Source organism: Pseudoalteromonas sp. PS1M3, from assembly GCF_016865405.1.
Lineage (GTDB): Bacteria > Pseudomonadota > Gammaproteobacteria > Enterobacterales > Alteromonadaceae > Pseudoalteromonas > Pseudoalteromonas marina.
This window is the reverse complement of record NZ_AP022624.1, coordinates 3,248,978-3,271,914: the sequence shown is the minus strand read 5'-3', so window position 1 is coordinate 3,271,914 and position 22,937 is coordinate 3,248,978. Positions and strand designations below refer to the sequence as shown.

General features: G+C 42.1%; 18 protein-coding genes. 14 read left to right on the top strand and 4 right to left on the bottom strand.

Annotated features, from left to right (window positions below; genetic code table 11):
* The first annotated feature begins 99 nt into the window (after positions 1–99).
* The 6 genes from rpoC to PS1M3_RS15235 all read left to right on the top strand — a co-directional run bounded on the left by rpoC (position 100) and on the right by PS1M3_RS15235 (position 10,720).
* Positions 100–4,275 carry a DNA-directed RNA polymerase subunit beta' gene (gene rpoC / locus PS1M3_RS15260; RefSeq protein ID WP_006791259.1) on the top strand — a complete coding sequence of 1,392 codons (4,176 nt, stop codon included), beginning with the start codon at positions 100–102 and terminating at the stop codon, positions 4,273–4,275.
* Positions 4,276–4,469: 194 nt separating this feature from the next.
* Positions 4,470–4,844 (top strand): 30S ribosomal protein S12, encoded by a 375-nt coding sequence (gene rpsL, locus PS1M3_RS15255; protein ID WP_002958885.1) that lies wholly within the window; start codon positions 4,470–4,472, stop codon positions 4,842–4,844.
* Between the two features lie 97 nt (positions 4,845–4,941).
* The gene (rpsG, locus tag PS1M3_RS15250; protein WP_004588211.1) at positions 4,942–5,412 is read left to right on the top strand and encodes a 30S ribosomal protein S7; all 471 of its coding nucleotides are present in this window, start codon (positions 4,942–4,944) and stop codon (positions 5,410–5,412) included.
* A 27-nt stretch (positions 5,413–5,439) separates the two neighbouring features.
* The gene (fusA, locus tag PS1M3_RS15245; protein ID WP_008126612.1) at positions 5,440–7,554 is read left to right on the top strand and encodes an elongation factor G; all 2,115 of its coding nucleotides are present in this window, start codon (positions 5,440–5,442) and stop codon (positions 7,552–7,554) included.
* A 62-nt stretch (positions 7,555–7,616) separates the two neighbouring features.
* Positions 7,617–8,801 (top strand): elongation factor Tu, encoded by a 1,185-nt coding sequence (tuf, locus tag PS1M3_RS15240; protein ID WP_006791257.1) that lies wholly within the window; start codon positions 7,617–7,619, stop codon positions 8,799–8,801.
* A 452-nt stretch (positions 8,802–9,253) separates the two neighbouring features.
* A complete protein-coding gene (locus PS1M3_RS15235) occupies positions 9,254–10,720 on the top strand; it encodes an NAD(P)H-hydrate dehydratase (protein ID WP_203985307.1) in 1,467 nt (488 codons plus the stop codon).
* A 5-nt stretch (positions 10,721–10,725) separates the two neighbouring features.
* Here PS1M3_RS15235 and PS1M3_RS15230 read toward each other — a convergent pair whose 3' ends face one another.
* From PS1M3_RS15230 to PS1M3_RS15215, 4 genes are all read right to left on the bottom strand, one after another.
* Positions 10,726–11,124, bottom strand: a complete 399-nt coding sequence (locus PS1M3_RS15230; protein WP_008128360.1) for a VOC family protein — start codon at positions 11,122–11,124, stop codon at positions 10,726–10,728.
* 480 nt (positions 11,125–11,604) lie between these two features.
* A complete protein-coding gene (gene groL / locus PS1M3_RS15225) occupies positions 11,605–13,254 on the bottom strand; it encodes a chaperonin GroEL (RefSeq protein WP_006791253.1) in 1,650 nt (549 codons plus the stop codon).
* Between the two features lie 49 nt (positions 13,255–13,303).
* Positions 13,304–13,591: a co-chaperone GroES gene (locus PS1M3_RS15220; RefSeq protein WP_006791252.1), complete on the bottom strand. Its 288-nt coding sequence runs from the start codon at positions 13,589–13,591 to the stop codon at positions 13,304–13,306.
* Positions 13,592–13,701: 110 nt separating this feature from the next.
* Entirely contained in the window at positions 13,702–14,178 is a 477-nt protein-coding gene (locus PS1M3_RS15215) for an FxsA family protein (protein ID WP_203985306.1), read from the bottom strand.
* Positions 14,179–14,416: 238 nt separating this feature from the next.
* On the opposite strand from PS1M3_RS15215, the gene cutA reads away from it, so the two are divergent.
* From cutA to mutL, 8 genes are all read left to right on the top strand, one after another.
* On the top strand, positions 14,417–14,737 hold the full coding sequence (cutA, locus tag PS1M3_RS15210; protein ID WP_008113508.1) for a divalent-cation tolerance protein CutA: 321 nt from the start codon (positions 14,417–14,419) through the stop codon (positions 14,735–14,737).
* Positions 14,737–16,542 (top strand): protein-disulfide reductase DsbD, encoded by a 1,806-nt coding sequence (locus tag PS1M3_RS15205; protein WP_138765207.1) that lies wholly within the window; start codon positions 14,737–14,739, stop codon positions 16,540–16,542. Before cutA ends, PS1M3_RS15205 begins: the two co-directional genes overlap by 1 nt.
* Before the next feature lie 229 nt (positions 16,543–16,771).
* Positions 16,772–17,224, top strand: coding sequence for a type II 3-dehydroquinate dehydratase (aroQ, locus tag PS1M3_RS15200; RefSeq protein WP_203985304.1), 453 nt, complete (start codon positions 16,772–16,774; stop codon positions 17,222–17,224).
* A 43-nt stretch (positions 17,225–17,267) separates the two neighbouring features.
* Positions 17,268–17,735, top strand: a complete 468-nt coding sequence (gene accB, locus PS1M3_RS15195) for an acetyl-CoA carboxylase biotin carboxyl carrier protein (protein ID WP_008128370.1) — start codon at positions 17,268–17,270, stop codon at positions 17,733–17,735.
* Between the two features lie 26 nt (positions 17,736–17,761).
* Entirely contained in the window at positions 17,762–19,102 is a 1,341-nt protein-coding gene (gene accC, locus PS1M3_RS15190) for an acetyl-CoA carboxylase biotin carboxylase subunit (protein ID WP_203985303.1), read from the top strand.
* A 126-nt stretch (positions 19,103–19,228) separates the two neighbouring features.
* Complete coding sequence (gene tsaE, locus PS1M3_RS15185; protein ID WP_203985301.1) at positions 19,229–19,696, top strand: tRNA (adenosine(37)-N6)-threonylcarbamoyltransferase complex ATPase subunit type 1 TsaE; 468 nt, start codon at positions 19,229–19,231, stop codon at positions 19,694–19,696.
* Between the two features lie 75 nt (positions 19,697–19,771).
* Positions 19,772–21,067 (top strand): N-acetylmuramoyl-L-alanine amidase, encoded by a 1,296-nt coding sequence (locus PS1M3_RS15180; RefSeq protein WP_371816592.1) that lies wholly within the window; start codon positions 19,772–19,774, stop codon positions 21,065–21,067.
* A gap of 36 nt (positions 21,068–21,103) precedes the next feature.
* Positions 21,104–22,936, top strand: a complete 1,833-nt coding sequence (gene mutL / locus PS1M3_RS15175; RefSeq protein ID WP_203985291.1) for a DNA mismatch repair endonuclease MutL — start codon at positions 21,104–21,106, stop codon at positions 22,934–22,936.
* Position 22,937: the final 1 nt, after the last annotated feature.

Genomic DNA, 22,937 nt, shown 5'->3' with positions numbered 1-22,937 from the left:
TTAGATGCTGCAGTTGACGCTGCAGCATCTGTTACGGCTGAATAGAATGTAGGGACGAGATTACCCGTCCTCGAGATTAACTCCGACAGGAGAGCTAAGGTGAAAGACTTACTTAAGTTTCTGAAGCAACAAAATAAGACCGAAGAATTCGATGCAATTCGCATTGGTCTTGCTTCACCAGACATGGTTCGTTCATGGTCATACGGTGAAGTAAAGAAACCTGAGACTATTAACTACCGTACTTTCAAGCCTGAGCGCGATGGCTTATTCTGTGCCCGTATTTTCGGCCCAGTGAAAGATTATGAGTGTTTATGTGGTAAATATAAACGCCTTAAACACCGTGGTGTGATCTGTGAGAAGTGTGGCGTTGAAGTTACACTGACCAAAGTGCGTCGTGATCGTATGGGTCATATTGACCTTGCGAGCCCAGTAGCACATATATGGTTTTTAAAATCATTACCGTCACGTATCGGCTTAATGCTAGATATGACGCTTCGTGATATTGAACGTGTTCTTTACTTCGAATCATTCGTAGTAACTGAGCCAGGTATGACAACGCTTGAGCGTGGTCAGTTACTAGGTGAAGAAGAGTACCTAGATGCATTAGAAGAGCACGGTGATGAGTTTGAAGCGAAGATGGGTGCTGAAGCAGTTTTAGACTTGCTTCGTGAACTTGATCTTGGCCAATTAATTGCTGAGATGCGTGAAGAGTTACCAACAATTAACTCTGAAACTAAGCGTAAAAAAATCACTAAACGTCTTAAGTTAATGGAATCATTCCACCAATCAGGTAATAACCCTGAGTGGATGATCATGACAGTACTTCCAGTATTGCCACCTGATCTACGTCCATTAGTACCACTAGACGGTGGTCGTTTTGCGACATCTGATCTAAATGACCTTTACCGTCGTGTTATTAACCGTAATAACCGTCTTAAGCGTCTATTAGATTTAGCTGCACCAGACATTATCGTACGAAACGAAAAACGTATGTTACAAGAAGCGGTAGATGCGCTACTTGATAACGGTCGTCGTGGTCGTGCTATTACAGGTTCTAACAAGCGTCCGCTTAAATCTCTTGCTGATATGATCAAGGGTAAGCAAGGTCGTTTCCGTCAGAACTTACTTGGTAAGCGTGTAGATTACTCAGGCCGTTCTGTAATCACAGTAGGTCCTACACTTAAGCTTCACCAATGTGGTCTTCCTAAGAAGATGGCACTTGAGCTATTCAAACCGTTTATCTACGGCAAACTAGAGCGTCGCGGCATGGCTACGACAATCAAAGCTGCTAAGAAGATGGTAGAGCGTGAAGTAGCGGAAGTATGGGATGTATTAGACGAAGTAATTCGTGAACATCCGGTATTACTAAACCGTGCACCAACACTTCACCGTTTGGGTATCCAAGCGTTTGAGCCTGTGCTTATCGAAGGTAAAGCGATTCATTTGCATCCATTAGTATGTGCGGCTTACAACGCCGATTTCGATGGTGACCAAATGGCGGTACACGTACCGTTAACAATTGAAGCACAGCTTGAAGCACGTGCATTGATGATGTCAACAAACAACATTCTATCTCCTGCGAATGGTGAGCCAATCATCGTTCCTTCACAGGATGTTGTATTGGGTCTTTACTACATGACCCGTGATTGCATCAACGCAAAAGGCGAAGGCGCAATATTTAAAGATCCTAAAGAAGCAGAAAAAGCATACCGTAGCGGTAATGCAGACCTTCACGCTATTGTGAAAGTACGTATTAGCCAGTCAGTTGCTAACGAGCACGGTGTAGTAGAAGATACTACAACGGTTATCGAAACAACGGTAGGTCGTGCAATTCTGTCTCTAATTTTACCAACTGGTATGCCGTTTGAGTCAATCAACCAGCCACTAGGTAAAAAGCAGATTTCTAGCTTGTTGAATGAGTGTTACCGTCGCTTAGGCCTTAAAGACACAGTTGTGTTTGCTGACCAAGTTATGTACACCGGTTTCCATTACGCAATGAAGTCTGGTGTTTCTATCGGTATCGATGACTTAGTTATCCCACCGGTTAAAGCGCAGATCATTGAATCAGCAGAGGCTGAAGTAACTGAAATCAACCAACAATTCCAATCAGGTCTTGTAACGGCTGGTGAGAAGTACAACAAAGTTATCGATATCTGGTCACGTGTAAATGAAAACTTATCACGTGAGATGATGGCTAACTTGTCGAAAGACACAGTAACCAACGCGAAAGGTGAAGAAGTAGAGCAACCGTCATTTAACTCAGTGTTTATGATGGCCGACTCAGGTGCTCGTGGTAGTGCCGCTCAGATCCGTCAGCTAGCAGGTATGCGTGGTCTAATGGCACGTCCAGATGGTTCAATCATCGAGACACCAATCACGGCTAACTTCCGTGAAGGTCTAAACGTACTTCAGTACTTCATCTCAACTCACGGTGCGCGTAAAGGTCTAGCCGATACAGCACTGAAAACAGCGAACTCGGGTTACTTAACGCGTCGTCTAGTAGACGTAGCACAAGATTTGGTAATCAACGAAGACGACTGTGGCACAGAAGATGGCTTAACAATGAAACCGCTTATTGAAGGTGGTGATGTTGTAGAAGCGCTTCGCGAACGTGTACTAGGTCGTGTTGTAGCTGAAGATGTTGTTATTCCAGGTACTAATACTGTACTTGTAGAACGTAATATCATGCTTGATGAAAAACTGTGTGACCTTTTAGAAGAGCACTCGGTTGATGAAGTACGCGTACGCTCAGTTATCACATGTGATAATGACTTTGGTGTATGTGCTAACTGTTATGGTCGTGACCTTGCACGTGGTCATATCATCAACGCAGGTGAATCAGTAGGTGTTATCGCGGCACAGTCAATTGGTGAGCCGGGTACACAGCTTACGATGCGTACATTCCACATCGGTGGTGCGGCATCTCGAGCGTCAGCTGAAAATAATGTACAAGTTAAAACTAACGGTACATTAAAACTTCACAATGCTAAGTATGTATTAAATACAGACGGTAAGATTGTTATTACGTCACGTTCAACGGAAATCACTATCATCGATAGTCATGGCCGTGAAAAAGAGCGTTATAAAGTGCCTTATGGTGCAGTATTAACAGTTCAAGACAATGCAGAAGTTCAAGGTAACGACATTGTTGCTACTTGGGACCCGCATAGTCACCCAATCGTTCTTGAGCACAAATCAAAAGTATCGTTTAGCGATATCGATGACTCGAATACAGAGACACAAACCGATGAACTAACTGGTTTGACTCGTATCGTAGTTAAAGACCTTGCTAAAGCGAATGCTAAAGAGCCTAAACTTATCATCGAAAGTGATGAGCGTGGTCTGCAAGAAACACGTCTTCCTTCATTCACAACGATTGAAGTAACAGACGGTGCGACTGCAAACCCAGGTGACGTGTTAGCACGTATCCCGCAAGAAGGCTCTAAAACTCGTGATATCACGGGTGGTCTACCTCGCGTAGCCGACTTATTTGAAGCGCGTAAGCCAAAAGATCCAGCTATCTTAGCTGAAATCACCGGTACTATTAGCTTCGGTAAAGAGACTAAAGGTAAGAAGCGTTTAGTTATTACTCCAGCTGAAGGCGATCATTACGAAGAAATGATTCCTAAGTGGCGTCAACTTAACGTGTTTGAAGGTGAACAAGTGTCTAAAGGTGAGGTAATTGCCGATGGTCCTGAATCACCACATGACATCTTACGCCTACGTGGTGTGACTCATGTTGCTAACTACATTGTTAACGAAGTGCAAGAGGTTTACCGTTTGCAAGGCGTTAAGATCAATGACAAGCACATTGAAACAATTATCCGTCAAATGTTACGTAAATGTACCATTTTACACGGTGGTGATACTGACTTCTTAGCTGGTGAACAAATCGAAGTGGCGCGCGTTAATATCGCAAACCGTGACCTTGAAAAACAAGGTAAGATCCCAGCGAAGTTTGAAATCCAGTTAATGGGTATTACTAAAGCATCACTAGCGACAGAATCTTTCATCTCTGCAGCGTCTTTCCAAGAAACAACACGTGTTCTTACAGATGCAGCAGTGAATGGTAAGAGCGATGAGCTTCGCGGTCTGAAAGAAAACGTAATTGTGGGTCGTTTGATCCCAGCCGGTACCGGTTTTGCGTATCATCAAGATCGTATGGCTCGCCGTAAACAAAGCAAAGAAGTAGTAGAAGAGCAAACAGTAAGCGCTGAAGAGGCAACTCAAGCACTAACTGATGCACTAAATGCTGATTTGTCTGGAAATCAATAAACTGTTCTTAATCAATAGATTAAGAGATCGTAAGGCAGTTAAGTGCTGTCTTACGGTTAGTTTAGGTTGACAGGTTAAACTTTGCTCATTAAAATTCCGCCACCCATTTACTTGTGTGCTTATCGTAGGCAGGTAATAAAGGGCGGATTTTTTTATTTTTTTCAGTAGTAATTTTAATTTCAGGAGCTATTTAAATGGCAACTATTAACCAGCTAGTGCGTAAGCCACGCCGTAGCAAGGTTACGAAAAGTAACTCAGCTGCACTAAAAGCGTGTCCGCAAAAGCGCGGTGTATGTACTCGTGTATATACAACTACACCTAAGAAACCAAACTCAGCGTTACGTAAAGTAGCTCGTGTACGTTTAACTAACGGTTTCGAAGTAACATCTTACATCGGTGGTGAAGGTCATAACCTTCAAGAGCACAGTGTAATCCTAATCCGTGGTGGTCGTGTTAAAGATTTACCAGGTGTGCGTTTTCACACTGTACGTGGTGCACTTGACTGTGCAGGCGTTAGCGACCGTCGTCAAGCTCGTTCTAAATACGGTGCAAAACGCCCTAAAGGGTAATTGTATTCCGTTAGTAAGGCCAAGCACTAAATATTATTAATTATTGTTTTGGGTGATTGACTCGAAAGAGCAAACCTGAATAAACCGGAGATACAAAATGCCTAGAAGACGCGTAATAGGTCAACGTAAAATTCTTCCAGATCCTAAGTTCGGATCGGAACTTCTTGCTAAATTCGTTAACATCGTAATGTTAGACGGCAAGAAATCTACTGCTGAAAAAATTGTTTATGGTGCGCTAGACGTGGCTGCTGAGAAATCAGGCAAGTCGCACCTAGAAATCTTTGAATCTGCACTTGATAACATCCGTCCACAGGTAGAGGTTAAATCTCGCCGTGTTGGTGGTTCAACTTATCAAGTACCAGTTGAAGTACGTCCAGTTCGTCGCAACGCATTAGGTATGCGTTGGTTAGTAGACGCTGCACGTAAGCGTGGCGAAAAATCTATGGGCTTACGTTTAGCTCAAGAAATCGTTGACGCTGCTGATAATAAAGGCACTGCGGTTAAGAAACGTGAAGACGTTCACCGTATGGCTGAAGCGAATAAAGCATTCGCTCATTACCGTTGGTAATCTGTCCTTAACCTTTAAGAGGATCATATGGCACGTACAACTCCACTTGAGCGCTACCGTAATATCGGCATAGTAGCTCACGTAGATGCAGGCAAAACCACCACAACAGAACGTGTTCTGTTCTACACAGGTCTTTCTCATAAGATCGGTGAAGTACATGATGGCGCTGCAACTATGGACTGGATGGAGCAGGAACAAGAGCGTGGTATCACAATCACTTCTGCTGCAACAACGTGTTTTTGGAAAGGGATGGACGCTCAATTTGACGCCCATCGTATCAATATTATTGATACTCCAGGACACGTAGATTTCACTATCGAGGTAGAGCGTTCTTTGCGTGTACTTGATGGTGCGGTAGTTGTGCTTTGTGCTTCTTCTGGTGTACAGCCGCAAACTGAAACAGTTTGGCGTCAAGCGAACAAATACGAAGTTCCAAGAATGATCTTCGTAAATAAAATGGATCGCACGGGCGCTGACTTTTTAGCTGTTGTTAGCCAGGTGAAATCTCGTCTTGGAGCAACGCCTGTTCCAATTCAGTTGCCAGTAGGCGCTGAGGACGACTTTAAAGGTGTTATTGACCTTATAAAAATGAAAGTGATTAACTGGAACGAAGCGGACCAGGGTATGACTTTCACATATGAGTCAATACCGGCAGACCTTCTTGAGTCAGCTGAAGAATGGCGCTCTCATTTAGTTGAAAGCGCTGCTGAAGCCTCAGAAGAACTAATGGACAAATACTTAGAAGGTGAAGAGTTAAGTGAAGCAGAAATTAAAAATGCTTTACGCCAACGCACATTGGCCAATGAGATTGTTCCAGTAACTTGTGGAAGCGCATTTAAAAACAAAGGTGTTCAAGCGGTGCTTGACGGCGTTGTAGAATACATGCCTTCACCAGAACAAGTTAAACAAATCCAAGGTATCTTAGAAGATGGTACCGAAGAGGAACGTCCAGCTGATGATAAAGCGCCGTTTGCTGCACTTGCATTTAAAATTGCAACAGACCCGTTTGTTGGCACTTTAACCTTTTTCCGTGTTTACTCTGGTACTGTTAAACAGGGTGACGCGGTATACAACCCAGTTAAAAGTAAGCGTGAGCGACTTGGCCGTATCGTACAGATGCATTCAAACTCTCGTGAAGAGATCAAAGAAGTCTACGCAGGCGACATCGCGGCGGCTATTGGTCTTAAAGACGTTACAACAGGTGAGACACTGTGTGCTCCGAATTCAATTATTACGCTTGAGCGTATGGAATTCCCAGAACCAGTTATCTCTGTTGCGGTTGAGCCTCGCACAATCGCTGACCAGGACAAGATGGGTATCGCGCTAGGTAAACTAGCTGCCGAAGATCCGTCTTTCCGCGTACAAACTGACGAAGAATCAGGCCAGACAATTATTTCTGGTATGGGTGAACTTCACCTAGATATTATCGTCGACCGTATGAAACGTGAATTCAGTGTTGAATGTAACGTTGGTAAGCCGCAGGTTTCATATCGTGAAGCTATTCGTTCAACTGTAGAAGTTGAAGGAAAGTTCATTCGTCAATCAGGTGGTCGTGGTCAATATGGTCACGTTTGGTTGAAGCTTGAACCGATGGATATTTCGGATGATGATTCTCCAATTTACGAATTCGTTAACGAAACCGTAGGTGGATCAGTTCCTAAAGAATACATCCCAGCGGTAGACAAAGGTATCCAAGAGCAAATGTCTCAAGGTGTACTGGCAGGCTATCCTTTACTTGGCGTTAAAGCGACTTTATATGATGGTTCGTTCCATGATGTAGATTCGAATGAAATGGCATTTAAAATTGCAGGTTCATTAGCTATGAGAGACGGTGCGCTTAAAGCAAACCCAGTTCTTTTAGAACCACTAATGAAGGTTGAGGTAATCACTCCTGACTCAAACATGGGTGATGTAGTTGGCGACTTAAACCGTCGTCGCGGCATGATCGAGGGCATGGAAGATGCACTTGGTGGGCTTAAGCAAATAAATGCGCAGGTTCCACTGTCTGAAATGTTCGGTTATGCGACTGCTTTACGTTCTGCAACTCAGGGTCGTGCTTCTTACTCTATGGAGTTTTTGAAGTACGCTGAAGCCTCAAAGCAGGTTGCAGATACAATAATTTCAGCTCGCGCTGTAATATGATTTTAGCTTGTCTGGCTCAATAGTGAGTCAGGCTTTAATTTCTTAATTAGGAATTTTTTAAGATGGCAAAAGAAAAGTTTGAACGCGTAAAACCGCACGTAAACGTTGGTACAATCGGCCACGTTGACCACGGTAAAACTACACTAACTGCAGCAATCACTAACGTACTTGCAAAAGTATACGGCGGTGTTGCTAAAGATTTCGCATCAATCGATAACGCTCCAGAAGAGCGCGAGCGTGGTATCACAATCTCAACTTCACACGTTGAGTACGACACACCAACTCGTCACTACGCACACGTAGATTGTCCTGGTCACGCCGATTATGTTAAAAACATGATCACTGGTGCTGCACAAATGGACGGCGCTATCTTAGTAGTAGCTGCGACTGATGGCCCAATGCCACAAACGCGTGAGCACATCCTTCTTTCTCGTCAGGTTGGCGTACCTTACATCATCGTATTCATGAACAAATGTGACATGGTTGATGACGAAGAGCTACTTGAACTAGTAGAAATGGAAGTTCGTGAACTTCTTTCTGAGTACGATTTCCCAGGTGACGACTTACCACTAATTCAAGGTTCTGCACTTAAAGCACTTGAAGGCGAGAAGCAATGGGAAGACAAGATTGTAGAGCTTGCAGAAGCACTAGATTCTTACATCCCAGAGCCAGAGCGTGACATCGATAAGCCATTCATCATGCCTATCGAAGACGTTTTCTCAATCCAAGGTCGTGGTACTGTTGTAACTGGTCGTGTTGAAGCCGGTATCATCAACGTGAATGACGAAGTTGAAATCGTTGGTATCAAAGAGACTACTAAGTCTACTTGTACTGGTGTTGAAATGTTCCGTAAGCTTCTTGACGAAGGTCGTGCTGGTGAGAACATTGGTGCACTACTACGTGGTACTAAGCGTGAAGACGTTGAACGTGGTCAAGTACTAGCTAAGCCTGGTTCAATCAACCCACACACTACATTCACTTCAGAAGTATACGTACTTTCTAAAGATGAAGGTGGTCGTCATACTCCATTCTTCAAAGGTTACCGTCCACAGTTCTACTTCCGTACAACTGACGTAACTGGTGACGTACAGTTACCAGAAGGCGTAGAAATGGTAATGCCTGGTGATAACATCAAGATGACAGTAACTCTAATCGCACCAATCGCGATGGATGAAGGTCTTCGTTTTGCTATCCGTGAAGGTGGCCGTACTGTAGGTGCTGGTGTTGTAGCAACTATCGTAGAGTAATAATTAACGTTTAAGTTAATTGTTAGAAAAAGGTCACTTAGGTGGCCTTTTTTAATGCCTGCAATTTGCCTCACGTGAAGGTGGCGCTCTTACCTCAGGCGTAGGTGCTTTGTAGCAACGTTCAATGAGTGATAGTTAACGTTTAAGTTAATTAATACTATAAAACCCGAGCTTAGTCTCGGGTTTTTTAATGCCTGCAATTTGCCTCACGTGAAGGTGGCGCTCTTACCTCAGGCGTAGGTGCTTTGTAGCAACGTTCAATGAGTAATATTTAGCGTTTAAGTTTTTAATACCTGAATAAAAGTGATTAGTTTTCAGTTATCTGACCCGGATAAATATGTGATCTTTAGTACGTTTGAATAAACGAACTTACCTCGATTAAAAGCTCACAAAACTAGCCGTTCGATATGTGTATTTGATAAGGTAGGGTGTCACTTATTAGAGGGGTCTTCATGCTAAATAAACTAATATTTACTGCAAAAGAAGTTAGGGATAACGAGGCACTAGCTGCTAAAAATAGCCATTGTGAGTTATTTACCCTCATGCAGCGCGCTGGGCACGCTGCATTCAACGCTTGGCAAGACTTTAATGCAGAGCATACGTTAGTTGTTGTAGGGCATGGTAATAACGCTGGGGACGGTTATATTAGCGCGAGCCTAATTAAGCAAGCGGGTAAGCGAGTAACTTTGTGTGCCGTTAACCCTGAAAAAGCACTAACAGGAGATGCTGCAAAAGCGTTTAAGTTATGGCGTGATGAAGGCGGTGAAGTTAATGCTTATACGAGTGAGTTATTAAACCGAAGTGATTTAATTATAGATGCGATGCTAGGTACAGGGATCACAAGCTCGGTTCGCGATAATTTTGCTAAAATTATTAATGAAATTAACGCCAGTAATAAACCTGTATTGAGTATAGATGTATCCTCAGGTATCAGCGCAGATACTGGCCAACCTTTAGGTATTGCTATACAAGCAAGTAAAACAATAACCTTTGTTGCTATTAAGCAGGGGCTAACAACGGCTATAGGTAAACAACATTGCGGGGAGTTAATATTTGACGATCTAAATATTGGACCTGCATTTTTTGAGCTCGCTACTTCAAGCGGCACACTTATAAATATTAAGAGCTTTAAAAAGCTTGGTGCGCGTAACCTAAATAGCCATAAAGGAACTCATGGTAAACTCCTCTGTGTAGGCGGCAATGAGGGAACGGCCGGTGCAATCCGATTAACCAGTGAAGCTGCACTTAGAGCAGGAGCGGGTATGGTAAAAGTATATACACATTCAAGTTCTGTAGTGCCTGTAAGCATTGGTAGGCCTGAATTAATGGTAAGCAGTGACAATCTACAACAAGCGCTTGAATGGGCTAGTAGTGTGGTAATAGGACCAGGGCTTGGGCAGGACGAATGGGCACAACAAACGTTCAATGAAGTAATGCAATTTTGCCAAAATAATAAAATGCCATTAGTCATAGATGCAGATGCTCTTAATTTACTTGCTAAGCAAGCCTCATCGTACACATTAAAGCAATGTGTACTTACACCACACCCAGGAGAAGCATCAAGGTTATTAAGTGTAACGACTCAGGAAATTGAATCAAATAGGTTTGAGAATGCTCGATTGTGTGCTAAGCGCTATAACGCTACTTGCGTATTAAAAGGAGCCGGAACACTAATTGATAATGCTGAGAATACGTGGGTGTGTGAAGACGGTAACGCAGCACTGGCCGTTGGTGGTAGTGGCGATGTACTCACTGGTATTATTGGTGCTTTATTGGCTCAGGGTTTAAATATTGATGAAGCAGCGCGTTATGGTGTAACACTGCACGCTAAAGCTGGCGATATCGCCAGTGTGCGAGAAGGGGAGCGAGGTATGCTACCCTCCGATTTATTTAAAATAGTTAGATCCTTAATAAATTAAGCTTTCTATTTTTGTTGAATTAAATCCCACTTATTACCGTATAAATCTTCAAAAACAGCAACAACTCCGTAAGGTTCATTACGGGGTTGTTCATTAAAGACAACACCGTTAGCTAACATGTTTTCATGATCGCGCCAAAAATCGTTAGTATGTAAAAATAACCAAACACGCCCACCGGCTTGGTTACCAATAGCACTTATTTGTTCTGGCGCAGTGGCTTGAGCAAGTAGTATATGCGTACCATTTGACTGCGGCGGTGTAATTAACACCCAACGTTTTCCCTCACCTAAATCAGTATCTTCAACTAATTCAAAGCTCAATTTTTTAGTGTAAAACTCAATGGCTTCATCATAATCTTTTACGATTAAGGCAATACTGCCAATATGCTGTTTTATACCTGACATAAACTACTCCTTGATTGTGTTGCTGCGTATTTTTACATATCAGTGTGTGTTTTGTGTAGGGTTGTATATATTTGTAGATTATGCATCTTCATCCGGCGGGTCGCCTGAGTCTTCCTTACGTTTTCTTTGCTCTTGCTTCGCCTTTTGAACATTTTCGTAGGTAGGTGGCGGAATTGGCATCAGGGAAATAAGCGGAAAAAAACGCTAAAAACAAATATGCCCCTGTCGACATACTTTTACCCCAAGTAATCATTTTTAACAAAAGGCAAACTATTAAAAGCAGCAATGCAGATATTAGGGTTACAAGCACTGCGATGAAAGTAATTCCATTACTGTTAAGTATGTCCATGGTGTGGTTTTTTAATTTATACGTTATTACTATTTGGGGGTAAATTGAACAATAACAATAAAAAAGTACTAAAAAGTAAAAACCCAGCCGAAGCTGGGTTTTATATAAGATAGGTGCTTAAACGGTGATGATTACATCATGCCGCCCATGCCACCCATTCCGCCCATGCCACCCATATCAGGGGCACCAGCAGCTTCTTCTTTAGGGATTTCAGCAACCATTGCTTCAGTTGTGATCATTAGACCCGCTATAGACCCTGCAAATTGTAGTGCAGAGCGCGTTACTTTAGTTGGATCTAGGATACCCATTTCAATCATGTCATTGTATTCGCCAGTTGCTGCGTTGTAACCGTAGTTACCTTCGCCACCTTTAACAGCGTTAATAACAACAGATGCTTCGTCACCCGCGTTAGTTACGATTTGACGAAGAGGTGCTTCCATCGCACGAAGGGCAACTTTAACACCGTGGTTTTGATCTTCGTTATCGCCAAGTAGTTCAACTAGCTTGCTAGCTGCACGTACTAGAGCAACACCGCCACCCGGTACTACACCTTCTTCAACCGCTGCACGAGTTGCATGTAATGCATCTTCAACACGGTCTTTTTTCTCTTTCATTTCAATTTCAGTTGCTGCGCCTACTTTAATTACTGCAACACCGCCGGCAAGTTTAGCCATACGCTCTTGTAGTTTTTCTTTATCGTAGTCTGATGTTGCTTCTTCAATTTGTGCTTTAATTTGAGAAACACGACCGGTAATGCCTTCTTCTTCGCCAGCACCATCGATGATAGTTGTATCGTCTTTAGTGATAACAACGCGCTTAGCTGTACCTAGGTCTTCAACTGTTGCTTTTTCAAGCTCAAGGCCAATTTCTTCAGAAATAACAGTACCGCCAGTTAATACGGCGATATCTTGTAACATCGCTTTACGACGGTCGCCAAAACCAGGAGCTTTAACCGCTGATACCTTAACAATGCCGCGCATGTTGTTAACTACAAGCGTTGCAAGTGCTTCGCCTTCAAGGTCTTCAGCAATGATTAATAGTGGCTTGCTTGCTTTAGCAACGGCTTCTAATGTAGGTAGTAGCTCACGAATGTTAGATACTTTTTTATCTACAAGTAGAATAAATGGGTTATCTAATTCAACTGCGCCTTTTTCAGCGTTGTTAATGAAGTAAGGAGATAGGTAACCACGGTCAAACTGCATGCCTTCTACAACATCTAGTTCGTTCTCTAGTGATTGACCTTCTTCAACAGTAATAACACCTGTATTACGGCCTACTTTTTCCATTGCTTCTGCAATGATGTCGCCAATTTCTTTATCAGAGTTAGCTGAAATAGTACCTACTTGAGCAATAGCTTTAGTATCAGCACAAGGAACAGAAAGCGCCTTAAGCTCTGCAACAGCAGCAATGATTGCTTTATCAATACCACGTTTAAGGTCCATTGGGTTCATGCCTGCAGCAACCGCTTTAAGGCCTTCATTAACAATAGACTGTGCAAGTACTGTAGCGGTAGTTGTACCATCGCCGGCTGCATCATTTGCTTTAGATGCAACTTCTTTAACCATTTGCGCGCCCATGTTTTCAAACTTATCTTCAAGTTCGATTTCTTTTGCTACAGATACACCATCTTTAGTGATCACTGGAGAGCCAAACGATTTGTCTAGTACAACGTTACGGCCTTTAGGACCTAATGTAACTTTAACTGCGTTTGCTAGGATGTTTACGCCAGTTAGCATTTTAGCGCGTGCGTCACCTGCAAAAAGTACTTCTTTAGCTGCCATGTTTTAAATTCCTCTAAATTCTTAAATGTGTGTTAAACGAAAAGTAGGCTTAGCCTACAATGCCTAAAATGTTGTCTTCACGCATGATCAGGTACTCTTGACCTTCGATCTTTTCAGTTTTCTCAACATATGAGCCAAATAACACAGTGTCACCGGCTTTTACTTCTAAAGCTCTAACGTCACCGTTATCTAAAATACGACCATTACCTACGGCTACTACTTCTCCGCGAGTTGATTTTTCAGCTGCAGAGCCAGTTAATACAATACCGCCAGCAGATTTTGTTTCTTCTTCTAGACGTTTAACGATTACGCGATCTTGTAAAGGACGAATGTTCATGTTTTTTAGTTCTCCTAACAGTTTCTGAACAGTACAGAAAAAAGCTTTTCTAATTTGCATTCATTAATGGGGGTAGAGTAAAAAATTCCAAGAGAAAAAATGATAAATTTTTAATCTTTTCGTTCAAACTCACCATCAATGGTTGTTGGTTGTTCGGTTTGTTGCTGGTCACGCATCGAATGCGGTTGTTGCGCGTATGGGGAAGGACCTTGTTGCATACCTGCACTCATTCTCACAGTTGCCTGACTTGCAAGGCCTGCAGCTAATTTATTACGAATTGCAGGGGTTAATAAAAGTAAACCAAAAACGTCAGTCATGATGCCTGGCGTTAACAATAGTACACCGGCAATAATTACGCATATTCCCGTGAATAATTCTTTAGCAGGCATCTGGCCTTGCGCCATTTGCGTTTGCGCATTTTGAAGTGCGCCTATACCTTGTTGTTTCACCATTTTCGCACCCACAATAGCGGTTAGTACCACCAAAGCAATTGTTGCGAAGCCACCTATTACGTCACTAACCTGAATTAGCAAGGCAATTTCAATAATAGGAATGATGATAAACAGCAAAAATAAAATTCTAAACATAAGACTCTCTAAAAATGACACTCATTAAGGTGCTAATGAAATATAAGTGAGGGTTGTCGGGTCTATTTTCAAGCTAATAAGAGTAAGTAATAAACTTTAATGTTAGTAAAGTTATAGCTAGTGGGTTTAAGTCACTTTACTGTAAAGACCTCAAATGTTGACAGAGTTCGTGTCTACACATTATACCCGCTATCAGCTACTATGGGGCTAGACCCCCGTAAACAAGTAAAGGTTCACTATGACAACGCAATTTAAACTTATTTTTACCACTTGCAGAGATAACCATGAAGCCCGTTTATTGGCTATGGCGCTAATTGAAAAGAAACTGGCTGCTTGTGTAAATATTTTACCTGCCATGACTTCAATTTACATATGGGAAGGTGAAGTAGCCGAGGCAACTGAAGTGAAGCTGCTAATTAAAACCAAGGCCGATAAAATGAACGATGTATTTTTAACTTTGAAAGATCTTCACAGCTATGAAGTACCAGAAATACAAGTCGTTGATGTAGCAACCGGTAACTTGGCTTACTTTAATTGGATGGATGAGGTGCTTCATTAATGCGCTTTATTTTATTTTTTTTATTAAGCGTATTAATGGCGCCTGTTTGGGCAACACAAAATACCCTTGATGATTTTCTTAAACCAACTCAGCACACATTTTTACCGGTTAACGAAGCGTTTGTATTTGATTTTGATCAGCAAGGTAGTACGTTATTTGTTGGTTGGGATATCGCTGATGACTATTACTTATATAAAGATAAAATAGAAATTATTGCTAAAGGTGCCAGCATTGACGTGCCTGAGTTGGGCTCTGGTGAAGTTATTGAAGATGAGTTTTTTGGTAAAACTGAAGTGTTTTTTAATTCTCTCAGTATTATCAGCAAGCTTAGTAATGTAAGTGAAGATGGCGTTGTTAAGGTGCGTTATCAAGGTTGTGCAAAAGCAGGGCTGTGTTATCCACCTGAAATTATAAGCATTCCATTGAGTGTACTGGCAGGTGAGAATAATACTAATGACAATACCGCAACAAGTAGTGCATTCTCGGCACTTAGCCAACCTGTAGAAAAACCTGTTACTGCAGCAACACCTGAGAAAGAGCTCACCTTTACAGAGCAACTAGCTAGTCAGAGCTTAATGGTTAACCTTGCTATATTTTTTGCTGTGGGTGTAGGTTTGGCATTTACACCGTGTGTATTTCCGATGTTCCCTATTTTATCTAGCTTAATTGCGGGTCAAAAGAACCTGTCTACCAAAAAAGCATTTGCACTGTCATTTGTTTATATTCAGGGTATGGCGGTCACCTATGCTGCATTAGGCTTAGTGGTTGCTGCATTAGGCGGCCAAGTGCAAGGTTACTTACAGCACCCATATGTATTGATAAGTTTTAGTTTGCTGTTTGTATTGTTGGCTATGTCGATGTTCGGTTGGTACGAAATAAAATTACCTAGCAGTATGATGAACAAACTAACCCAAGTGAGCAATAACCAAAAAGGCGGTAATTACATTGGGGTATTCCTGATGGGGGTTTTATCAGGGCTTATTGCATCACCCTGTACCACTGCACCTTTATCAGCCGCATTATTATTTGTAGCGCAAAGCGGCGATTACTTAGTCGGTGGACTAACGCTTTACGTACTTAGCCTAGGAATGGGCTTACCACTGTTACTCCTTGGTACATCGGGAGGTAAGCTATTACCTAAAGCTGGCGGGTGGATGGAACAAGTTAAAACTTTATTTGGTTTTATTATGCTAGTTGTGCCACTTATTTTGCTAGAGCGAATTATCGATATCGAGATAATTTTATTATTAGCTGGTTTATTAGCTATCGCTACAGCGCTTTATTTTCATCATTGGCAAAGCGCCCAATCGCAAGGTAAGTTAAAAACTTTATTGTGGTTTATGGCTGTTTTATTAGTGCTTACGGGCTTTAATTTAACCAAAAACTATTTTTGGCCAACACAAGCCGTGAGTTTACAAACAACCTCGCAAAGCAATGAGTTTAAACACGTTGCCAATTTAGCCGAGCTTAAACAAGCTGTATCACAAGCAAATAGCGAAGGCCGCATGGTTATGGTGGACTTATACGCTGACTGGTGTGTAGCGTGCAAAGAGTTTGAGCATTACACATTTCCTGACCCGCAAGTGCAAAGTGAGTTTAGCCATTACCAATTGATTCAAATTGACCTAACCCAAAGCGATAATGAAACAATTGAGCTTATGGAAGCATACTCAGTGTTTGGTTTGCCGAGTATTTTATTCTTCAATACCCAAGGTGAAGAGTTAAGTGCACAACGTGTAACTGGCTTTTTAAATGCGGATGATTTTGCTAAGCACCTAGCTGCAGTGCGTGCCAGCGCTGAATAATCATTCTATATGGCACAACATTATATTAATGTTGTGCCATATCACTTCCCTCAAAGCATGTCCCCAGAATAGAGATTAGACCAGTATTTTGCTGCTATTTACTTCGAAATCACTATAATAGTTGGTTAACGTGAGAAATTGTTGCTATCTTACTTTTTTCTGCTTACTTTTTAGAGAAAAACTAGTTAGTAACCGCTTAACTCATTACTTATAGGATATATCGCGTATTATGGCTGCAAAATTAAAGATTTTAGTTATAAATGGCCCAAATTTAAACATGCTAGGAAAGCGTGAACCTGATAAGTACGGTTCGCATTCTTTAGAGCATATTATGAGCGAGTTAAACAGCGCTGCTAATAGTTTAGGTGTGGCATTAACGCATTTCCAAAGTAATAGTGAGCAAGCGCTCATTGAACGCATTCATGATGCTTGGCAAGCGGTTGATTACATAATAATTAACCCAGCAGCATTTACGCACACAAGCGTTGCATTACGTGATGCATTGTTAAGTGTTGATATTCCGTTTTATGAGGTGCACTTGAGCAATGTGCACGCACGTGAAGCTTTTCGCCATCATTCTTATTTTTCAGATGTGGCACAAGGCGTTATATGTGGATTAGGTGCAATGGGTTACCACGCAGCATTAAATGCAGCGGTTAACCGGTCGCAAAACGCAATTTAATTTAAAAATTAACACACTAACAAACTAACAGGCGGGTCGTGTAATGGATATTCGCAAGATAAAAAAACTTATCGAATTAGTAGAAGAATCGGGCATTGCGGAACTAGAAATCACTGAAGGTGAAGAGTCGGTACGCATAAACCGTAACAATATGAGTGCGGGTCCAGCTTACCCACAATTTGCACCACAACAATATGCGCCAGCTCCTGCACAGCAAGCGCCAGCCCCTGCTGCCCCTGTAGCAGTTGAAGCAGAAGCTGCGCCTGCTGCACCAACGGGTCATCAAGTTAAATCACCTATGGTTGGTTCATTTTACTCAGCATCTTCTCCAGAGGCACCTGCTTACGTAGAAGTAGGCTCTAAAGTTAATGTAGGCGATACACTGTGTATCATTGAAGCCATGAAAATGATGAACCAAATTGAAGCTGATAAAGCGGGTACTGTACGCGCAATTTTAGCTGAAAATGGCGAGCCAATTGAATTTGACCAACCTCTATTCATCATTGACTAATAGCATAACGTAAAAGGCCAACTCTAATGTTAGATAAAGTAGTCATAGCAAACCGAGGTGAAATAGCACTTCGTATATTGCGCGCCTGCAAAGAGCTTGGGATCAAAACGGTTGCTGTTCATTCAACGGCGGATCGCGATCTTAAGCATGTATTGCTTGCAGATGAAACCATCTGTATTGGTAAGCCATCAGCAACAGAAAGTTATTTAGATATACCGCGCATTATTGCTGCGGCCGAAATAACTGATGCGGTAGCGATTCACCCAGGTTATGGTTTCCTTGCAGAAAACGCAGATTTTGCAGACCAAGTTGAGCAAAGCGGTTTTGTATTTATTGGGCCAAAAGGCGACACAATTCGCCTAATGGGCGATAAAGTATCTGCTATTGCCGCAATGCGTAAAGCCGGCGTTCCATGTGTGCCGGGTTCAGATGGTCCTGTGACAGACGATAACGAACGCAACATGCAAATTGCTAAGCGCATTGGTTATCCGGTTATTATTAAAGCAGCTGGCGGCGGCGGTGGTCGTGGTATGCGTGTAGTACGCAATGAATCTGAATTAGTAAATTCAATTTCACTAACGCAGCAAGAAGCTAAACAGTTTTTTGGTAACGGTATGGTTTACATGGAGAAATACCTTGAAAACCCGCGTCATATCGAAGTACAAGTATTAGCCGACGGACAAGGTAATGCAGTTCACTTAGGTGAACGCGATTGTTCAATGCAGCGCCGTCATCAAAAGGTAGTTGAAGAGGCTCCTGCTCCAGGCATAACAGCTGAAACACGTAAGTTTATTGGTGAGCGTTGTACACGTGCGTGTATTGAAATTGGTTACCGTGGCGCGGGGACGTTTGAGTTTTTATACGAAAACGGCGAGTTTTACTTCATTGAAATGAATACCCGTATTCAGGTTGAGCATCCAGTAACAGAAATGGTTACGGGTATTGACTTAATCAAAGAACAGCTAAAAATAGCAGCGGGTCAGCCATTATCGTTCACGCAAGACGACGTCGTTATTCGTGGCCATGCGATTGAGTGTAGAATTAATGCTGAAGACCCTGAAACGTTTATCCCGTCACCGGGTAAAATTACACGTTTTCATCCCGCTGGTGGGTTAGGTATTCGTTGGGACAGCCATATTTATGCTGACTACACTGTACCACCTCACTACGATTCAATGGTTGGCAAGCTAATTACTTACGGTGAAAACCGTGATGTGGCTATTGCCCGTGCACGTAATGCACTAAACGAATTAGTAATTGATGGAATTAAAACTAATACTCCTTTGCATAAGCGTATTCTTGCAGATGAGAATTTCCAAAATGGTGGAACTAATATCCACTACCTTGAGAAAAAGTTAGGGTTGTAATCTTCCTAAATTAAAAAAACCGGCTTAGGCCGGTTTTTTTATGCCTGAAACTTCAATTTATCGCCATAAATAAATAATCTGGTATGATTAGCTAATATGCGCTTTTAAGTTAATTTTGAGGTAATAATGACCCGTAGTTTTGAATCTCACTTAAATGATGAACTTGCAACTGTTGCAATGGGTAAGCAAGTAGCAGCAGTTATTGAGCAAGGTGCTGTGATTTATTTACATGGTGATTTAGGCGCTGGTAAAACAACGTTTACACGTGGTGTAGTGCAAGGCTTTGGTCATACAGGTAAAGTTAAGAGTCCAACGTATACGCTGGTCGAACCCTATGAGCTTGACCGTGTAAACGTGTATCACTTTGACTTGTATCGCTTAGGTGATCCAGAAGAACTTGAATTTATGGGTATACGCGATTATTTTTCACCGCAGGCTATTTGTGTTGTTGAGTGGCCAGAAAAGGGCGGAGAGTTTATCCCTGTACCCGATTTAGATATAACGCTAAGCTATGTAGGTGACGAGCGTAAAATTGTGTTCAAAAGTACCAGTGAACGTGGTGCAGCAATTGTCGATAAACTAAAAAACAAATAATAAAATAGTGAAGGCAGTAATTATCAAATGAATCGAGGCGCAATTAAACTCTCAGTTTCTCTTATGATTTTCATCATGAGCTTTTCTTTGTGGGCACAAAACACGATAAATAGTGTGCGTGTGTGGCCATCTCCAGATAGTACACGCGTTGTATTTGATTTAGACGATAAACCCGATTTTAGTTATTTTATGCTAAAAAACCCAAGCCGCTTAGTGGTTGACCTAGAAAATACCAAAGAGCTTAAAGTACTACCCGGTGTGCCACCTAAGCACCAAATTGTTAGTAAATTACGTTACTCAAAGCCCAAAAATAAGCAAAGCGTTCGTTTAGTATTTGAGTTAAGCGCACCGGTAAAACCAGTGCTATTTGCGCTTGCGCCTACTGGGCCATACAAAAATAGGCTTGTGGTCGATTTATATAATAAAAGTGAACCAGAACCAGTGGCTTCACCTGCACAAAAAGCGGCAAAAAAACGTCAACTTAGCCAAGAACGCGATATTGTAATTGCTATCGATGCAGGGCATGGCGGTGAGGACCCTGGCTCAATAGGGCCATCAGGCACGTATGAAAAAACGGTCACGTTGCAAATAGCTAAGCGCCTTGAGCGAATGATAGACGCTGAGCGAGGCATGATTTCGCGTATGGTACGAAGTGGTGATTACTTTGTAAAACTTAATACGAGAACAAACAGAGCACGAGAGAAAAAAGCCGACTTTTTTGTGTCTATTCACGCAGATGCATTTACAAGCCCTGCGCCTAATGGTGCATCGGTATGGGTGCTGTCATTACGAAGAGCTAATTCTGAAATAGGTAAATGGATAGAAGATAAAGAAAAGCATTCCGAGTTGCTCGGTGGTGCAGCCGATGTAATGAAAGATGCGGCTAACGAAAAATACTTAGCGCAGGCATTACTTGATATGTCGATGGATCATTCAATGAAAACCGGCTTAAACGTTGCTGAAGAAGTGGTTAAAGAGCTACGAAAAATTGCAAAGCTTCATAAAAAAGACCCGCAACATGCTAGCCTTGCGGTTCTTAAGTCGCCAGATATCCCCTCTATTTTGGTCGAAACGGGGTTTATATCTAACCCGCGAGAAGAAAAATTATTGAAAAGTGCAAATCATCAAGAGCGTTTAGCCAAGGCTATGTTCACTTCAATCAAAAATTACTATTTGAAAAACCCACCAGATGATTCGTTGTTTGCAAAATTGAAGTCGCAATACCCTACAAAACATAAAGTACGTCCGGGTGAATCTTTAAGTATGTTGGCAAGCCGTTATGGGATCAGCATAAGTAAAATAAAAAAAGTAAATAAACTAAATTCAAACACGCTTTTTATTGGTCAAGAGCTCGACATACCACAAAGTTAATTACATAAATCTGCACGCAGTTTGCTAGGAAATATCATGAATATTGAAATACTACCTGCCCGTTTAGCCAACCAGATTGCCGCAGGTGAAGTGGTTGAGCGTCCAGCGTCGGTAGTAAAAGAGCTTGTTGAAAATAGCCTAGATGCTGGCGCTACTCGTATTCAAATAGAGATAGAGCGTGGTGGCCATAAGCTTATTCGTATTCGTGATAATGGCTCGGGTATAGGTAAAGAAGAGCTCACACTTGCGCTTTCTCGCCATGCGACAAGTAAGTTAAAGTCGCTTGATGATTTAGAAAATATTTGTTCACTAGGTTTTAGGGGCGAGGCATTAGCTTCAATTAGCTCAGTATCGCGATTAACCCTCAGCTCCAAACCAAAGACTCAAGACGCTGCTTGGCAAGCATTTGCAGAAGGCCGTGATATGGCTGTGCAAGTTAAGCCGGTTGCTCACCCTGATGGCACCACCATTGAGGTTAAAGATCTATTTTTTAATACCCCTGCACGGCGCAAATTTTTACGTACCGAAAAAACAGAGTTTACCCATATTGATGAGCTCATTAAGCGTATAGCGCTTAGCCGGTTTGATGTATCGATTACGCTGACTCATAACGAAAAAGTAGTTAGGCAATACCGCGCAAAAACAGATCCCGCTCACGCCATAACTCGCGTTGCACAAGTTGCGGGTAAGGCGTTTGCAGAGCAAGGACTTCATATTCAATCTGGGGAAGCAGGCCTTCAACTGCATGGCTGGGTTTTACCGGTAGGCTCTGTAAATACAACGCAGTACACGTATGTAAATAATCGTATGATGCGCGATAAGCTCATTTTACACGCTATTCGTCAGGCATTTGAAGAAGTTAGTGGGGTACAAGAGCTACCAGGGTTTGTAATTTATATTGATATTGACCCACGCCAAGTTGATGTAAATGTACACCCAGCAAAGCATGAAGTACGTTTTCATCAAGGTCGCTTAGTACATGACTTTATTTTACAAGCGATCAAGCAAGTTGTTGTGCCACTGCAAGGTGAGTTTAACAATGAAGCGGTAACGACAGCTGATGATCATTTACCTGCATTTACTCATGCCATGCATCCGTCGACATCTAAAAATGAGACTAGCGGCGGTTACGATTATCCTAAATCTCAGTTACAACCAAATTATTCAGGTAGTTCAAGTTCAACTGGTGCAAAAAGTAGTGGTGGTGGATACAGAGCATCATCAAGTGCAAACCATCAAGACGTGAATGCGTTTTATCAGGGAGTGAGTGAACAACATGCTGCTCACTTTGATGTCGTGGCGCAAACCACTCAGCAAGATTCATCAGTACCGGAACAAAGTGCTGTGAGTATGGTGTCTATTATTAGTTTGCATGATGGAAACTGTGTCTTTAGTGCGCAGCAGCAGCTATTTTGCTCACATTTTAAATACGCCATAGTTGATGATTGGCATGAGCAAATTAAAGAGCAAGGTAGCCTTGAAGGTAAAGCATTGTTATTACCTGTCAGGGTTAATTTATCAAAAGAAGACTGTTTGCTAATCGAAGGGCAGCAATCGTGGTTCACGCTGCTTGGCTTTGAATTGGTGATAGAGAAGCAGTTTGTCATGGTTAAAAAGCTGCCTTCATGTTTGTATTTACTTGATGTAAGTAATGCTGTTAACGAGTTACTAAGCGCGTGTAAAAGGCAGTTTGAGAACATAGAAGATTGGTTAAAATGGCAGGCCGAATGTATACCGCCGCGCTTTTATGCTAGCAACGTATTTATAACTCAACAAATGCGCTTACAAAATAATGCGCAAACTATTGAACGCTTGCGTGAAAAAGCAGTTAAAATAGAGCTAAGTCAGTATTTAGCGCAATTAAATTAGG

Bases quoted from the DNA above. Each gene is read 5' to 3' on its own strand.
- PS1M3_RS15230 (WP_008128360.1), bottom strand. From the start codon at position 11,124: ATGTCAGGTATAAAACAGCATATTGGCAGTATTGCCTTAATCGTAAAA.
- aroQ (WP_203985304.1), top strand. From the start codon at position 16,772: ATGGCTGCAAAATTAAAGATTTTAGTTATAAATGGCCCAAATTTAAAC.
- groL (WP_006791253.1), bottom strand. From the start codon at position 13,254: ATGGCAGCTAAAGAAGTACTTTTTGCAGGTGACGCACGCGCTAAAATG.
- rpsL (WP_002958885.1), top strand. From the start codon at position 4,470: ATGGCAACTATTAACCAGCTAGTGCGTAAGCCACGCCGTAGCAAGGTT.
- PS1M3_RS15205 (WP_138765207.1), top strand. From the start codon at position 14,737: ATGCGCTTTATTTTATTTTTTTTATTAAGCGTATTAATGGCGCCTGTT.
- PS1M3_RS15220 (WP_006791252.1), bottom strand. From the start codon at position 13,591: ATGAACATTCGTCCTTTACAAGATCGCGTAATCGTTAAACGTCTAGAA.
- cutA (WP_008113508.1), top strand. From the start codon at position 14,417: ATGACAACGCAATTTAAACTTATTTTTACCACTTGCAGAGATAACCAT.
- tuf (WP_006791257.1), top strand. From the start codon at position 7,617: ATGGCAAAAGAAAAGTTTGAACGCGTAAAACCGCACGTAAACGTTGGT.
- PS1M3_RS15215 (WP_203985306.1), bottom strand. From the start codon at position 14,178: ATGTTTAGAATTTTATTTTTGCTGTTTATCATCATTCCTATTATTGAA.
- mutL (WP_203985291.1), top strand. From the start codon at position 21,104: ATGAATATTGAAATACTACCTGCCCGTTTAGCCAACCAGATTGCCGCA.
- PS1M3_RS15180 (WP_371816592.1), top strand. From the start codon at position 19,772: ATGAGCTTTTCTTTGTGGGCACAAAACACGATAAATAGTGTGCGTGTG.
- PS1M3_RS15235 (WP_203985307.1), top strand. From the start codon at position 9,254: ATGCTAAATAAACTAATATTTACTGCAAAAGAAGTTAGGGATAACGAG.
- fusA (WP_008126612.1), top strand. From the start codon at position 5,440: ATGGCACGTACAACTCCACTTGAGCGCTACCGTAATATCGGCATAGTA.
- accC (WP_203985303.1), top strand. From the start codon at position 17,762: ATGTTAGATAAAGTAGTCATAGCAAACCGAGGTGAAATAGCACTTCGT.
- rpsG (WP_004588211.1), top strand. From the start codon at position 4,942: ATGCCTAGAAGACGCGTAATAGGTCAACGTAAAATTCTTCCAGATCCT.
- accB (WP_008128370.1), top strand. From the start codon at position 17,268: ATGGATATTCGCAAGATAAAAAAACTTATCGAATTAGTAGAAGAATCG.
- tsaE (WP_203985301.1), top strand. From the start codon at position 19,229: ATGACCCGTAGTTTTGAATCTCACTTAAATGATGAACTTGCAACTGTT.